Origin of the sequence: Nocardioides agri, assembly GCF_013778305.1 — a bacterium.
Taxonomy (GTDB): domain Bacteria; phylum Actinomycetota; class Actinomycetes; order Propionibacteriales; family Nocardioidaceae; genus Nocardioides; species Nocardioides agri.
Genome location: NZ_JACEIC010000002.1, coordinates 583,006 through 596,630, shown reverse-complemented (window position 1 = coordinate 596,630; position 13,625 = coordinate 583,006). Strand labels below are relative to the sequence as shown.

Genomic DNA, 13,625 nt, shown 5'->3' with positions numbered 1-13,625 from the left:
TCGACGCCTAGCCGCGATAGCTGCTGTCCGGCAGCATCGCGGGGCACGCGCCGCCGGGGGTGGTGGCCAGCTCGTAGTGCCAGACCTCGTTCGCGAACACCTGGCACAGGCCGTACGCCGCGCCGTGGCGGCTCAGCCACTCGGCGGCCTCGGTCGGGCCGATGTCGAGCGCGTCGCCGGTGACGTGCGCGGACGCCTCGGGGGTGGAGACGTAGCGGCGCGCCTCCTCCTCGCTGCCGTAGGTCCGCACGGCCTCGTCGAAGAGCCGCTGCTGGTGGGCCCGGCTGCGCCAGCCGCTGTTGACGACCAGCGTCACGCCGTCGGCGCGCGCGTCGGCCGTCGCGGCCGTGAGGGCGTCGAGCAGCGCTGAGTCGAGCTTCCGGATCGTCGCCTGCTGGTGGTCGGTCGGGTCACCGGGCACGTTCTTCGGGGCGACCAGCCCGGCCGACAGCCGCGCGGGGTCGCTCGACCCCTGCTGGGTGACGGTGCCGCAGCCGGCGGTGACGACGGCGGCGAGCAGCAGCGGGAGGGTCCTGGGGATCGACAGCACCTCAGGAACGTAGGCGCGGGACGCGCCGGCGCACCTCGGTCGCAGGTGCCGGACCGCGCGACCTGAGGACCGCGCTCATCCTCCCGGAGGGTCGCGCCGCTGCATCTCCCACGCGAGGTCGATCGCCTCCCGGACCGCGGCCCGGCGGGCGTGGTCGAGGTAGGCCTCGACCTTGTGGTGCGCCTCCATCCGCGGCGGCACGCCAAAGCTCTCCGGGTGCCGCTCGAGCAGCGCCTCCCGCTTGTTCAGCGGCACCCGGATGACCAGCGTCCGCGGGTCGTCGAGACGGACCACCAGCCGGTCGCGGACGTACCACGCCGGACGCGACTCGGTGCCCTTGCGCTTCACGCCCGGCAGCGACTCGGCGTACCGGCCGACCTCCTCGGGAGTCACCCGCGCAGCCTAGATCGACTTCCGCGCGTCCGGCCGGTCGAGCGGGCCGGACCTCACCGCTTGGTGGCGATGACGACCGAGGCGTCGGGGGCGACCATGACCTCGACGGCGGTGAACCGCTCGTCGGTGAGCCACTGCTCGCGCAGGGTGTCGACCCTGCCGTAGGTGACCGGCGGCCACATCTCGCACGGCGCGAAGTCGTCGAGCACGACCAGGCCGCCCGGCTCGACCAGGTCGGCGACCTGGTCGACGCCGACCTCGGTGGGCTCACCGGAGTCGAGGAAGAGCAACGAGAACGGGCCTTGGTCGAGCAGCGTCGACCAGTCCGCCGAGCGCACCTCGACCTGCGGGTCGTCCTCGAAGATCTCGGCCGCCGCGTCGGCGAGCTTGGCGTCCAGCTCCGCGGTCAGGATCGTCGCGTCGCCGCGCACGCCGGACCGCAGCCACGCCGTGCCGACCCCGCAGCCGGTGCCGAACTCGGCCATCGTCCCGGTGCGGGTCGCGGCGAGCGCGGCCAGCAGCCGCCCGGTCTCGTTGCGGCAGAACGACACGTACCCGGCCTTGCGGGAGACCTCGAACGCGCGGCTGACGATCTCGGGAAGTTCCGGGGGAGCACTCATTCCTCGAGTCTTTCATTGCGGGACGGCTGTCTCACATCGCGAACAGTCCGGGAAAACCGGTGTCCGGGGCGACGTCGCTACCGTACGGTAGCGACACCATGCGGAGCGTCTACGTACTTATTGACTGCCGCGGCGGGGCTTCTTAGAGAGGCCACCTCGCCGCGGTGTTCGGCGTTGACGGTCTCTCCCCCCGATTTGGTTCGGGCACATCTGGATCGAAGATGTCTCCGCGGCGACCGAGCGCCCAGCAGCACGGCGCGACCCGCTCCCTGATGGTTCTCCCTCAGCCTGTGTGACCCGCAGGCCGATCGCTCTCTCGAGCGGATCATCTTCGTTCCAGGTGTACCGGAGCCGACCGGCACCTCATCCGAGAACGAAGACACGAGAGAGAGCACCGCGATGTACGACATGTACCCCGACTGGGGTCCCGCTCAGCACCACCCGGAGAATCCCCGCAGCCACGAGAACGTCAGCGCGGCGCTGCAGGCATCTCTCGACCTGCGGGACAACGGCGGCCAGCGCCCCGACGACAACTAGCCTCCGACGCATGAGCACCGACCCGCACGCGACCACGTCCCACGGCACGATCAAGCTCGCCGTCATCCCCGGCGACGGCATCGGCCAGGAGGTGACCGCCGAGGCCGTCAAGGTCCTCGAGGTCGCGTCGCCGGCGGGAGTGAAGTTCGAGCAGACCCGCTACGACCTCGGCGCCGAGCGCTACCTCGCGACCGGCGAGGTGCTGCCGGACTCCGTGCTCGACGAGATCCGCCAGCACGACGCGATCCTGCTCGGTGCGGTCGGCGGCAAGCCCAACGACCCGAACCTGCCCCCGGGCATCCTCGAGCGCGGCCTGCTCCTCCGGCTGCGCTTCGAGCTCGACCACTACGTCAACCTGCGCCCGTCCCGGATCTTCCCCGGCGTGCCCGGCCCGCTCGCCGACCCGGGCGAGGTCGACTTCGTCGTGGTCCGCGAGGGCACCGAGGGTCCCTACACCGGCAACGGCGGCTCACTGCGCGTCGGTACGCCGCACGAGGTGGCCACCGAGGTCTCGGTCAACACCGCCTTCGGCGTCGAGCGGGTCGTCCGCGACGCCTTCGCCCGCGCCCAGCGCCGCCCGCGCAAGAAGCTGACGCTGGTCCACAAGACCAACGTGCTCGTGCACGCGGGCTCGGTCTGGTGGCGGATCTTCCAGTCCGTCGCCGCGGAGCACCCCGACGTGACCACCGACTACATGCACATCGACGCGGCGACGATCTTCATGACGACCGACCCCGCGCGCTTCGACGTGATCGTCACCGACAACCTCTTCGGCGACATCATCACCGACCTCGCCGCCGCGATCACCGGCGGCATCGGCCTGGCGGCCTCCGGCAACGTCAACCCCGACCGGACGGCCCCCTCCATGTTCGAGCCCGTGCACGGCTCCGCGCCGGACATCGCCGGGCAGCAGAAGGCCGACCCCACCGCCGCGATCCTGTCCGCGGCACTGCTGCTCGACCACCTCGGGTACGCCGACGCCGCCGCCGCGATCGAGTCCGCGGCGATCGCCGACATCGCCGAGCGCCCCGCGGGCAGCAGTCCGACGGGCGGACGGCGTACCTCCGAGGTCGGCGACGCGATCGCCGCCCGAGTAGCCGGCTGACCGCCCCTCGTCGAACCCCACCGACGGCCGGGCACACCTTCGTGTGCCCGGCCATCCTCATTTACCTGGAAGGCCTACTAAGTTGTCCCCCATGGAGATCAGCATCACCCCGTCGAGCGCCGCGGTCTCCGACGAGCGCCTCGCCGAGATCCTCGCGAACCCCGGCTTCGGCCTGCACTTCACCGACCACATGTTCACGGTCGAGTGGACCCCGGACTCCGGCTGGCACGGTGCCCGCATCGAGCCCTACGGCCCGCTCACGCTCGACCCGGCGACCGCCGTCCTGCACTACGCGCAGGAGACGTTCGAGGGCATGAAGGCCTACCGCCACGACGACGGGTCGATCTGGTCCTTCCGGCCCGAGGAGAACGCCCAGCGCATGGTGCGCTCGAGCCACCGGCTCGCGCTCCCGGTGCTGGAGGTCGACGACTTCATCCAGGCCGTCGACGCGCTCGTCGCGGTCGACAAGCGCTGGGTGCCGGACCCGGCGGGGGAGAAGAGCCTCTACCTGCGGCCGTTCATGTTCGCCTCCGAGAAGTTCCTCGGGGTGCGGCCCTCCCAGCACGTCACGTTCATGGTGATCGCCAGCCCGGCGGGTGCCTACTTCAAGGGCGGCCTCAAGCCGGTCACCCTGTGGCTGACGGAGGAGTACACCCGGGCCGGCCGCGGCGGCATGGGCGCGGCCAAGACCGGCGGCAACTACGCCTCGTCCCTCGTCGCCCAGCAGGAGGCCATCGGCCACGGCTGCGACCAGGTCGTCTTCCTCGACGGCCAGGAGGGCAGATACGTCGAGGAGCTCGGCGGCATGAACATGTACTACGTCTTCGACGACGGGCACATCGTCACCCCCGAGACCGGCACGATCCTCGAGGGCATCACCCGGTCGAGCATCATCGAGCTGGCCGGCAAGCTGGGGCACCAGGTCGAGGAGCGGAAGTTCTCCATCGACGAGTGGCGCGAGGGCGTCACCAGCGGTCGCATCACCGAGATCTTCGCGTGCGGCACCGCCGCCGTGGTCACCCCCGTCGGCGAGCTCCGGTCGCGCGAGGGCACGGTCCCGGCGCCCGCGAGCACCGACTTCACGACGCGGGTCCGCCAGGCGCTCGTCGACATCCAGTACGGCCGCGCCGAGGACACCTTCGGCTGGATGCACCAGATCGTCTGACGCGGTGCGCCTCAAGCCGGGCCGTCCCGACATCACGCGGTACGCCGACCGCTTCGACGTGCCCGCGGCCACCGGCCCGTGGGGCGTGACGTTCCTCGGCGTCGCCAGCCTGCTGATCGACGACGGCGAGACGGCGCTGATGACGGACGGGTTCTTCTCCCGCCCGTCGCTCGCCAAGGTCGTGCTCGGCAGGATCGCGCCCGACCAGGGCCGCATCGACGCCGCGCTCGCGCGGGCCGGCGTCGACCGGCTCGCGGCGGTGCTCCCGGTGCACACGCACTACGACCACGCGATGGACTCGGCCGTCGTGGCGGACCGGACCGGCGCGGTGCTCGTGGGGGGCGAGTCCACGGCGTACGTCGGCCGCGGGCACGGGCTGCCGGCCGACCGGGTCCGGGTGGTGACGCCGGGGGAGCCGCAGCAGCTCGGGGCGTTCACGCTGACGCTGGTCGAGTCGCACCACTGCCCGCCGGACCGCTTCCCCGGCGTGATCACCGAGCCGGTCGTGCCGCCGGTGAGGGCCGGCGCCTACAAGTGCGGCGAGGCCTGGTCGATCCTGCTCTCGCACGCCAGCGGGCGCAGCGCGCTGCTCCAGGGCAGCGCCGGGTACGTCGAGGGCGCGCTGGCGGGACGCCGAGCGGACGTCGCCTACCTCGGCGTCGGCCAGCTCGGCGTGCAGAGCGAGGACTACATCCGCAGGTACTGGGCCGAGACCGTCGAGGCCGTCGGCGCGCGCACGGTCGTGCTGACCCACTGGGACGACTTCTTCCGCCCGCTCGACCGGCCGCTGCGAGCGCTGCCCTACCTCGGAGACGACCTGGACGTCAGCATGCGGATCCTCGACGAGCTGGCCGCGGCCTCGGGTGTCAGCGTGCACCTCCCCACGGTGTGGCGCCGTGAGGACCCCTGGGCCTGACCCGGCCTCCGGTCCGCGGCGGGAAGTCGTCGGTACGGCGGGGGTCGCCGGGAGAGCCGCTCCGCGCAGGTAACCTCGGCGCGTGACGACGTCCCCCTCCACGCCGGCTGAGCAGCCGACGGTCGGCGGCTACACCCTGCTGGCCAAGCTCGGTGAGGGCGGCATGGGGGTCGTGCACCTCGCGCGCCGCGGGGACGCCGGCCAGCGGGTGGCGCTGAAGATGCTGCGACCGCACATCGTCGGCGACCAGGAGGCCCGCCAGCGCCTGGAGCGCGAGGTCGGCTCGCTGAGCCGGATCCGCAGCCAGTGGGTCGCCGAGATCGTCGACGCCGACCCGTGGGCGGACGTCCCCTACGTCGCCACCCGCTACGTCCCCGGTCTCTCGCTGCACGACCTGGTGCGCGAGGAGGGGCCGGTCACCGGGGACGACCTCTACTGGCTCGCCGCCTGCCTCGCCGAGGGCATCGCCTCGGTGCACGCGGTCGGCGTGCTGCACCGCGACGTGAAGCCCTCCAACGTGCTCATGGAGGGCCGCACCCCGATCCTCATCGACTTCGGGCTGGCGCGGGTCGCCGACGACCCGAAGCTCACCCACACGGGCTGGCTGCTCGGCACGCCTGGCTACCTCGCGCCGGAGATCCTCTACGGCGAGGACGCGACGGCGGCCTCCGACGTGCACTCGTGGGCGTCCACGGTCGCGTACGCCGGGCTCGGCCACCCGCCGTTCGGCCGCGGCCCCGCCATGGCGATCATGGACCGGGTCCGGCGCGGCCAGTTCGACCTCGACGGGCTGCCCGAGGAGCTGCACGGTGTCGTCGCCGCGGCGCTCGACCCGGAGCCGAGGCACCGGCCGACGCTCGACCAGATCCTCGCCTGGCTGCGGCCGACGACGACGCGCCGCGGCTCGGTCGTCGTCCCGCCGCCGGTCCACGAGGAGCACGATCCCTACACCGTGCCCCTGGCGCTCGCCGCCCAGGCCGGCGCCGACGACGAGACCGACGTCTGGCCCGGCCACGACCACCCCGAGCCGTACACGCTGGCCCTGCCGCCCGAGGGCGTGACCGTGGACCAGCCCTGGGCGGAGCCGAAGGTCTCCGGCGCCGAGCGGCTGCGCCGCGGCGCCCTGCTGGTGCTGCTGGCTCTGGTCGCGGGCCTCGGCTGCGCCGCGTTCCCGTGGCTGTCGCTGGCCGTGCTGCTGGTCGGCTCCTGGCTGCTGCGCAGCGCCTCGCTCGCGGCGTCCGCGCACGACCGGCGCCGCCAGTGCCGCGGCGGTCGCTGGTACGACGGCGTGCAGCTGCTGCTCGCCTCCCCGTGGCACCTGATCCAGTCCATCCCGGGCGCCGTGCTGCTCGGGCTGTGGGCGGCCGGCTTCGCCGCGGCGGCGGCCCTGGTCTGCTACGCGATCGCGACCGGCGTCGAGCTCGCCCTCTTCGTCTGCGGCGTGGTGCTGGCCGGCGCGCTGTGGTGGGGCCCGGACGGCTCCCGGGTGCGGGGGCCCGTCGGCTGGGCGGTCACCCCCCTCGCCGCCGACCCACGCCGCTGGCTGGTCGCGCTGATCGTCCTGATGGCCGCCGGCATCGCGCTCGCCCTGCGGGCCGACGTCACCGGCGCGACCTGGACGCCCGACGACGACCGTCCGCTGAGCAAGACGCTCGCGGCGTCCCTGCTGCGCGTGCCAAGATGAGCACCATGCAGAGCCGCATCTCCTCGGAGATCATCATTCGCTAGCGCGTCGAGCCCCGCCCGACGCGCCGACCTCTCGTTCCCGAGAGGTTTTTTTGTTGTTCGACCAGCCCCCACCCCCGTACGAGAGAGAACCGATGGACCTCCACGGCGCCTTCCACGTCTACGACACGACACTGCGCGACGGCGCGCAGCAGGAGGGTCTCAACCTCTCCGTCGCCGACAAGCTGTCGATCGCGCGGCAGCTCGACGACCTGGGCGTCGGCTACATCGAGGGCGGCTGGCCGGGCGCCAACCCCAAGGACACCGAGTTCTTCCGCCGCGCGACGCAGGAGCTGTCGCTGCGCAACGCCAGGCTCGCGGCGTTCGGCGCCACCCGCCGGGCGGGGGTGAAGGCCGCCGACGACCCGCTGGTCGCCGCGCTGCGCGACAGCGGCGCGTCGGTGGTCACGCTGGTCGCGAAGTCGCACGACCGGCACGTCGAGCTCGCGCTGCGCACCACCCTCGAGGAGAACCTCGCGATGGTGCGCGACACCGTCACCCACCTGCGTGAGGAGGGGCAGACGGTCTTCCTCGACGCCGAGCACTTCTTCGACGGCTACCGCGCCAACCGCGACTACGCGCTCGAGGTGCTGCGCACGGCGTACGACGCCGGGGCCGAGGTGATCGCCCTCTGCGACACCAACGGCGGGATGCTGCCCGGCTGGGTCGCCGAGGTCGTCCACGACGTGCGGGAGACAGCCCAGGTGCGGGTCGGCATCCACTGCCACAACGACACCGGCTGCGCGGTCGCCAACACCCTGGCCGCCGTCGACGCCGGTGCCACCCACGTGCAGGGCACGATCAACGGGTACGGCGAGCGCACCGGCAACGCCGACCTCGTCGCGGTCGTCGCCAACCTCGAGCTCAAGCTGGACAAGCAGGTGCTCCCGCAGGGCCTCCTCGGTGAGGCCACCCGGATCGCGCACGCGGTCGCAGAGGTCACGAACTTCCCGCCGGCCTCGCGGCAGCCCTACGTCGGCGCCTCGGCGTTCACCCACAAGGCCGGCCTGCACGCGAGCGCGATCAAGGTCGATCCCGACCTCTACCAGCACATGGACCCCGCCGGCGTCGGCAACGACATGCGGCTGCTGGTCTCCGACATGGCCGGCCGCGCGTCCATCGAGCTCAAGGGTCGCGAGCTCGGGTTCGACCTCTCGGGTGACCGGGAGCTCGTCACCCGGATCACCGACCGGGTCAAGGAGCTGGAGAGCCGGGGCTACACCTTCGAGGCCGCGGACGCGTCCTTCGAGCTTCTGCTGATCGAGGAGGTCGAGGGGCAGCGGCCGACGTACTTCGACGTCGAGTCCTGGCGGGTCATCACCGACAGCAGGCCCGGCGACGACGCCGTGTCCGAGGCCACCGTGAAGCTGACCGCCGACGGTGTGCGCTACGTGCAGACCGGTGAGGGCAACGGCCCGGTCAACGCGCTCGACCACGCCCTGCGGCAGGCGATCGAGCAGGCCTACCCCGAGGTCGCGAAGCTCGAGCTGATCGACTACAAGGTCCGCATCCTCGACCAGGGCCACGGCACCGACGCCACCACGCGGGTGCTCATCGAGACCAGCGACGGGGAGTCCTCGTGGATCACGGTGGGCGTCGGCGCCAACGTGATCGAGGCGTCGTGGGGCGCGCTCGTCGACGGGGTCACCTTCGGCCTGCGCCGGCACGAGGGCTGAGCGCTACCGCAGCTCCTCGAAGATCGTCAGCTGCAGGCCCGCGGGCGCGCCCAGCCGGGAGTTGAGGGAGTCCCAGGGCGTGCGGGTCGGCGGCGCGATGAGCTCGGCGCCCGCCCCGACGAGCTCGTCGGTCACGGTCGCCGCATCGGCGACCTCGAACGCGACCCGGAGCCGAGGACTCACGGGTCGGCCCACCTCCACCCGGTCGATCAGGTCGACCTGCGCGCTATTGGAGAGCTCGAGCGTGGCGCGCCCGACGTCGAGGATGGTGACCTTCGCGCCGTCGTCACCGTGCACGGTGAGCTCCTCGCGCGCACCGAGCGCGTCGCGGTAGAACGCGAGCGCGGTCTCGTAGTCGTCGGTGTGCACGACGAGCCGCATCTGGAGGACCCGAGGTGCTGGTGGGAGTTCGGACATGGTGCCGATCCTGCGCCCGGACCGATGATTCCGCCACGGTCCGGCGGTCTCCATCTCCAGGACCGACGAGCAGACGAGCAGGCCGGCAGAGGAGGTGGGAGCAATGGGCGGATCGTTCGTGATCGAGGAGGAGACGGGGACGTACACCGGCCGCGCCCACCCTCACAACGGCTACTACGCCGGCGACTTCTCCGGGCAGCCGGTCACCGTCGTGGTCGCCTGGGGTGCTGGGTCGTCCGGATCGTCGCAGGCGGCCTAGCGGCCCACGATCCGCCGCGCCAGGTCGACCCAGCCCTCGTGGACCCGGTCGACGGGGAACCCGTCGAGGTTGACCTGCTGGTCGAGGATCGGCAGCTCGAGCGGGGCGAGCAGGGCGGTCGCCAGGATCGGCAGGTCGCCCCGGACGCCGAGCTCGGTGAGCAGGTAGCGGACGTGGGTCACGGTGAAGGAGTAGGCGCCGGCCGCCCGCGCGCCGGTGCGGCCGGCCTCGCGGATCAGCTCGGCGTGCAGGAGCGTGGTCTCCAGCCGGGTGCGGCCGAAGGCCAGAAGCCGGTCCCACGGGTCGGCGCCGGGCCCGAGCGGCGGAGGCCCGGACATCACCTGCAGCTGCCACTCGGCCTCGGAGTGGTTGAGCACGGCGGCCATCAGGCCCTCGCGGGACTCGAAGCGACGGAAGACCGTGCCCTTGCCGACGCCCGCTGCCTGGGCGACGGCGTCCATCGTCACGCCTCGCGGGCCGCTGCGCTCGATCAACGCCGTGGCCGCGTCGAGGAGGAGCTCGCGGTTGCGCGCGGCATCGCGGCGCTCGGGCGGGGGAGCGCCGACCAGGGGCAGGGCGATCGGCTCGGGCATCGGCGCCACCCTAGTGACCCGCGCCACGGGGCGCCTCGGAATAGAAAGCGGACCGCAGTCCGTTTCGTCCACATGACCGACACCACCATCGCCGTCCTGGTCGGCAGCCTGCGCGCCGACTCCCTCAACCGCCGGCTCGCCGAGCGGCTCGCCTCCCTCGCGCCCGCCGGCGTGCGCGTCGACATCGTCGAGGGCCTCGACCAGATCCCCTTCTACAACGAGGACGTCGACAACCCCGCCAGCGTGCCGGCCTCCGCCGTCGCGCTGCGCGAGCGGGTCGCCGCGGCCGACCGCGTGCTCGCGGTCACGCCCGAGTACAACGGCACCATGCCGGCCGTGCTCAACAACGCCATCGACTGGCTCTCCCGGCCGTACGGCGCCGGCGCCATGGTCGGGAAGCCCTTCGGCGTCGTCGGCGCCACCCCCACGCCGTACGGCGGCAAGTGGGCGCACGCGGACGCCGCGCGCTCGGCCCGGATCGCCGGCGCCGTCGTCGTCGAGGACGTGACCGTCTCGCAGTCGGCCCTCGAGGTCGACGTGCTCACCGACCCGGACGTCCTCGCCCGGCTCAGCGGCGCGGTGCGCCTGCTCGCCGAGCACGACACCAGCGCGCCCGCCGCCTGAGCCCGTCCCGTCCCGGTCCCACCGAGGGGACTACGGTCGGGTCGTGGCCGAGCTCCATGACCTGACCGCTCTCGAGCAGGGCGACCTGGTGCGCCGTCGCCAGGTCTCGCCGCTCGAGCTCACCGAGCACTACCTCGAACGCGCCGACCGACTCGACTCGGTCGGCGCGTTCGTCACGCTCACGCCCGACCTCGCCCGCGAGCGCGCGGCGGCCCTGGACTCCGGTGGCCCCGGTCCGTCGCCGCTGTGGGGCGTGCCGACCGCGATCAAGGACCTCAACCTGACGGCGGGGGTGCGCACCACGTTCGGCTCGGCGGCCTTCGCCGACTTCGTGCCCGACCTCTCCGACAACGTGACGCTGTCGCTGGAGGCCGCCGGCCTGGTCAGCCTGGGCAAGACGAACACGCCGGAGTTCGGGTCGCCCTGCTACACCGAGCCGGACGTCGCGCCGCCCGCGGTGACCCCGTGGGACCGGACCCGCACGGCCGGCGGGTCCTCCGGCGGCGCGGCCGCAGCGGTCTCGGCCGGGCTCGTCCCGCTCGCGCAGGGGTCCGACGGCGGTGGCTCGATCCGGATCCCCGCGTCCTGCTGCGGGCTGGTCGGCCTCAAGCCCACCCGCGGGCGGATCAGCGGCCACCCCATGTACGGCGACCCGGTGGGTCTGGGGACGGCTGGGCCGATCGCCCGGACCGTGCGGGACGCGGCGGCGATGCTCGATGTCCTCGCCGGTCGCCGGGTGGGAGACCCTGCCTGGGCCCCACCTCCCTCCGCGACGTTCCTGTCGGCCTGCGACCGCGACCCGGGGCGGCTCCGGGTCGCTCGCTTCATCGCACCCGTGATCACCGACACCGTCGTCGACCCCGCGTGCGTGCAGGCCTGGGAGGACGCGTCGCGCCTGCTGGAGTCGCTCGGCCACGAGGTCGAGGACGTCGCGGTGCCGTTGCCGGCGGAGGCGGTGCCGGTCTTCGAGACCTGCTGGGCGGTGCTCACCGCGCTGTCGGCCGTCCCGCCGGACCGGGAGCACCTGCTCCGCCCGCTGACCCGCTGGCTCTCCGAGCGCGGTCGCGCGGTCAGCGGGCCTGAGTTCGGCCTCGCGATCGGCGCGATGCGGCGCTTCGCGGCCGGCGCGCTGACGGCGCTCGCGCCGTACGACGTCGTGCTGACCCCCACGCTCGCCACCCCGCCGCTGCCCGTCGGGGCGATGCGGGACGACGACCACCCGGAGCGCGACTTCGAGGCACAGAAGGCCTTCACGCCGTGGACCTCTGCGTGGAACGTCACCGGCATGCCGGCCGTCTCGCTGCCGGTGCACTGGACCGACGACGGCCTTCCGGTCGGCGTCATGCTGGCCGGCCGGCCGGCCGAGGAGGAGCTGCTGCTCGCTCTCGCCGCCCAGGTCGAGGAGGCCTCGCCCTGGCAGGACCGGAGACCGCCCGGGTGGTGATCTCGCTCGTCCACACCGCGCACCTCGGCCCGCACGGGCTCGCCGACGTGCGCGACCTCTGCGGCCTGGCGTTCGACGACTACGACGACGCGACCTTCCAGCACGCGCTGGGCGGCACGCACGCGCTCGTGCGCCACGACAACGTCCTCGTCGCCCACGGTGCCGTCGTGCTGCGCCGGCTGTGCATCGGCGGCCGCTGGCTGCGGTGCGGCTGGATCGAGTCGGTGGCCACCCATCCCGGCCACCGCGGTCGCGGCTACGCCCACACCGTCATGGCCGCGCTGGAGACGCTGGCGCCCGGCTACGAGGTGATGGGCCTGTGCGCCTCCGACGTCGGGCGCTCCCTCTACTCGTCCCGCGGCTGGATCCTGTGGCGCGGCCCCGCCAGCGTGCTGAGCCCGGACGGCGTCCGACCGACCCCCGACGAGGACAGCATCTACGTGCAGACCAGGCGACCGGTCGACTTCGACGGCCCGATCGTCTGCGACTGGCGCGAGGGCGAGGTCTGGTGACCACTGGCTAGGGTGAGGACATGAGTCGCCCGGTCATCGCGGTCGTGGGCGCCGGACCCGGCGTGAGCGGCTCGGTCGCACGCCGCTTCGCGCGCGAGGGGTACGACGTGGCGCTGCTCGGCGTCGACGAGGCGCAGCTGACCGAGCTCGCCGGTCAGGTCGAGGCGCTCGGCGTCGATGTCGGCCACGCCGTCACCGACGTCACCGACGTCGAGGCCGCGACCGCGGCGATCCAGCGCTTCGGCGACCACACCGGGCGGATCGACGTCCTGCACTTCAACCCCAGCGCGTTCCGCGAGAAGGACCCGCTCGAGCTCCCGGTCGCGGAGCTCCTCGAGGACGTCGCCCTCGGTGTCGGCGCGCTTCTGACCGCCGTCCAGGCCGCGCGACCGTACCTGTCCGCAGGCGGGCGGGTCACGGTCACCGGCAGCATGGCCGCGGACAAGCCGTGGCACCGCGCGGCGTCGCTCGGCGTGCAGAAGGCCGGCGTCCGCAACCTGGTGCGCAGCCTGGACGCGACCCTGGCGCCCGACGGGATCCGTGCGGTCTCGGTGACCGTGCGCGGGACGCTCGACAAGCAGGGCCCGTTCACCCCCGACCGGGTCGCGGACGCGATCTGGGCCGCGGCCCACCAGGACGAGGCGGACTGGCAGGCCGAGGTGCCCTACTCCGGATGACCGATCGGCCCGCCCGCCTGGAGGACGTCCACGAGCTCGCCCTGGCGATGCCGCACGTGACGGTCGTCCACGGCCAGCGTGCGCAGAACCCGGTCTACCAGGTCGGGGGCAAGTCGTTCGTCTTCTTCCGCACCCCGCGACCCGACGCGTTCGACCCGGAGACGGGGGAGCGCTACGACGACGTGATCGTGCTCTGGTGCGCCCCGGAGGAGAAGGAGGCGCTGCTGCAGGACGAGCGCACGCCGTTCTTCACCACCCCGCACTTCGACGGCCATCCCTCGGTGCTCCTGCGCGGCAGCCGCGTCGGCGAGCTCAGCCTGTCCGAGCTCACCGAGGTGGTGCAGGACGCCTGGCTCGCCCAGGCCTCGAAGCGGCGCGCTGACGCGTGGCTGGCCGAGCATCCGGCCTGACG

17 protein-coding genes are annotated in these 13,625 nt (G+C 73.0%); 12 read left to right on the top strand and 5 right to left on the bottom strand.

What is annotated here, in order from left to right:
* Positions 1-7: 7 nt before the first annotated feature.
* The 3 genes from HZF07_RS07415 to HZF07_RS07405 all read right to left on the bottom strand — a co-directional run bounded on the left by HZF07_RS07415 (position 8) and on the right by HZF07_RS07405 (position 1,563).
* Positions 8-550: a M15 family metallopeptidase gene (locus tag HZF07_RS07415; protein WP_181644909.1), complete on the bottom strand. Its 543-nt coding sequence runs from the start codon at positions 548-550 to the stop codon at positions 8-10.
* A 75-nt stretch (positions 551-625) separates the two neighbouring features.
* Positions 626-943, bottom strand: coding sequence for an MmcQ/YjbR family DNA-binding protein (locus HZF07_RS07410; RefSeq protein WP_181644908.1), 318 nt, complete (start codon positions 941-943; stop codon positions 626-628).
* Between the two features lie 53 nt (positions 944-996).
* Positions 997-1,563, bottom strand: a complete 567-nt coding sequence (locus tag HZF07_RS07405; protein ID WP_157340577.1) for an O-methyltransferase — start codon at positions 1,561-1,563, stop codon at positions 997-999.
* A gap of 399 nt (positions 1,564-1,962) precedes the next feature.
* Between HZF07_RS07405 and HZF07_RS07400 the strand changes: the two genes are divergently transcribed.
* From HZF07_RS07400 to cimA, 6 genes are all read left to right on the top strand, one after another.
* Positions 1,963-2,100 carry a hypothetical protein gene (locus tag HZF07_RS07400; RefSeq protein WP_157340574.1) on the top strand — a complete coding sequence of 46 codons (138 nt, stop codon included), beginning with the start codon at positions 1,963-1,965 and terminating at the stop codon, positions 2,098-2,100.
* A 10-nt stretch (positions 2,101-2,110) separates the two neighbouring features.
* Entirely contained in the window at positions 2,111-3,205 is a 1,095-nt protein-coding gene (locus HZF07_RS07395) for a 3-isopropylmalate dehydrogenase (RefSeq protein WP_157340572.1), read from the top strand.
* 91 nt (positions 3,206-3,296) lie between these two features.
* Positions 3,297-4,370: a branched-chain amino acid aminotransferase gene (locus HZF07_RS07390; protein WP_157340570.1), complete on the top strand. Its 1,074-nt coding sequence runs from the start codon at positions 3,297-3,299 to the stop codon at positions 4,368-4,370.
* 4 nt (positions 4,371-4,374) lie between these two features.
* Complete coding sequence (locus HZF07_RS07385; RefSeq protein ID WP_181644907.1) at positions 4,375-5,286, top strand: MBL fold metallo-hydrolase; 912 nt, start codon at positions 4,375-4,377, stop codon at positions 5,284-5,286.
* 82 nt (positions 5,287-5,368) lie between these two features.
* Positions 5,369-6,970 (top strand): serine/threonine-protein kinase, encoded by a 1,602-nt coding sequence (locus HZF07_RS07380; RefSeq protein WP_157340568.1) that lies wholly within the window; start codon positions 5,369-5,371, stop codon positions 6,968-6,970.
* Positions 6,971-7,106: 136 nt separating this feature from the next.
* Positions 7,107-8,687 (top strand): citramalate synthase, encoded by a 1,581-nt coding sequence (gene cimA / locus HZF07_RS07375; RefSeq protein ID WP_157340566.1) that lies wholly within the window; start codon positions 7,107-7,109, stop codon positions 8,685-8,687.
* A 3-nt stretch (positions 8,688-8,690) separates the two neighbouring features.
* On the opposite strand, the gene HZF07_RS07370 is transcribed toward cimA, so the two are convergent.
* Positions 8,691-9,104, bottom strand: a complete 414-nt coding sequence (locus HZF07_RS07370; RefSeq protein ID WP_157340564.1) for a VOC family protein — start codon at positions 9,102-9,104, stop codon at positions 8,691-8,693.
* Positions 9,105-9,207: 103 nt separating this feature from the next.
* Here HZF07_RS07370 and HZF07_RS07365 point away from each other — a divergent pair, with 103 nt between their 5' ends.
* Positions 9,208-9,363: a hypothetical protein gene (locus HZF07_RS07365; RefSeq protein ID WP_157340562.1), complete on the top strand. Its 156-nt coding sequence runs from the start codon at positions 9,208-9,210 to the stop codon at positions 9,361-9,363.
* On the opposite strand, the gene HZF07_RS07360 is transcribed toward HZF07_RS07365, so the two are convergent.
* Positions 9,360-9,956: a TetR/AcrR family transcriptional regulator gene (locus HZF07_RS07360; RefSeq protein WP_157340560.1), complete on the bottom strand. Its 597-nt coding sequence runs from the start codon at positions 9,954-9,956 to the stop codon at positions 9,360-9,362. The genes HZF07_RS07365 and HZF07_RS07360 overlap by 4 nt on opposite strands.
* A gap of 72 nt (positions 9,957-10,028) precedes the next feature.
* Between HZF07_RS07360 and HZF07_RS07355 the strand changes: the two genes are divergently transcribed.
* From HZF07_RS07355 to HZF07_RS07335, 5 genes are read left to right on the top strand one after another with little or no spacing between them, the layout of a single operon-like run.
* The gene (locus HZF07_RS07355; protein WP_157340558.1) at positions 10,029-10,580 is read left to right on the top strand and encodes an NAD(P)H-dependent oxidoreductase; all 552 of its coding nucleotides are present in this window, start codon (positions 10,029-10,031) and stop codon (positions 10,578-10,580) included.
* Between the two features lie 43 nt (positions 10,581-10,623).
* The gene (locus HZF07_RS07350; protein ID WP_181644906.1) at positions 10,624-12,024 is read left to right on the top strand and encodes an amidase; all 1,401 of its coding nucleotides are present in this window, start codon (positions 10,624-10,626) and stop codon (positions 12,022-12,024) included.
* Positions 12,018-12,536 (top strand): GNAT family N-acetyltransferase, encoded by a 519-nt coding sequence (locus HZF07_RS07345; RefSeq protein ID WP_157340556.1) that lies wholly within the window; start codon positions 12,018-12,020, stop codon positions 12,534-12,536. Before HZF07_RS07350 ends, HZF07_RS07345 begins: the two co-directional genes overlap by 7 nt.
* A gap of 20 nt (positions 12,537-12,556) precedes the next feature.
* Positions 12,557-13,213 carry an SDR family oxidoreductase gene (locus tag HZF07_RS07340; RefSeq protein WP_157340554.1) on the top strand — a complete coding sequence of 219 codons (657 nt, stop codon included), beginning with the start codon at positions 12,557-12,559 and terminating at the stop codon, positions 13,211-13,213.
* Positions 13,210-13,623: an MmcQ/YjbR family DNA-binding protein gene (locus HZF07_RS07335; RefSeq protein WP_157340552.1), complete on the top strand. Its 414-nt coding sequence runs from the start codon at positions 13,210-13,212 to the stop codon at positions 13,621-13,623. The genes HZF07_RS07340 and HZF07_RS07335 overlap by 4 nt, the downstream gene beginning before the upstream one ends.
* Positions 13,624-13,625: the final 2 nt, after the last annotated feature.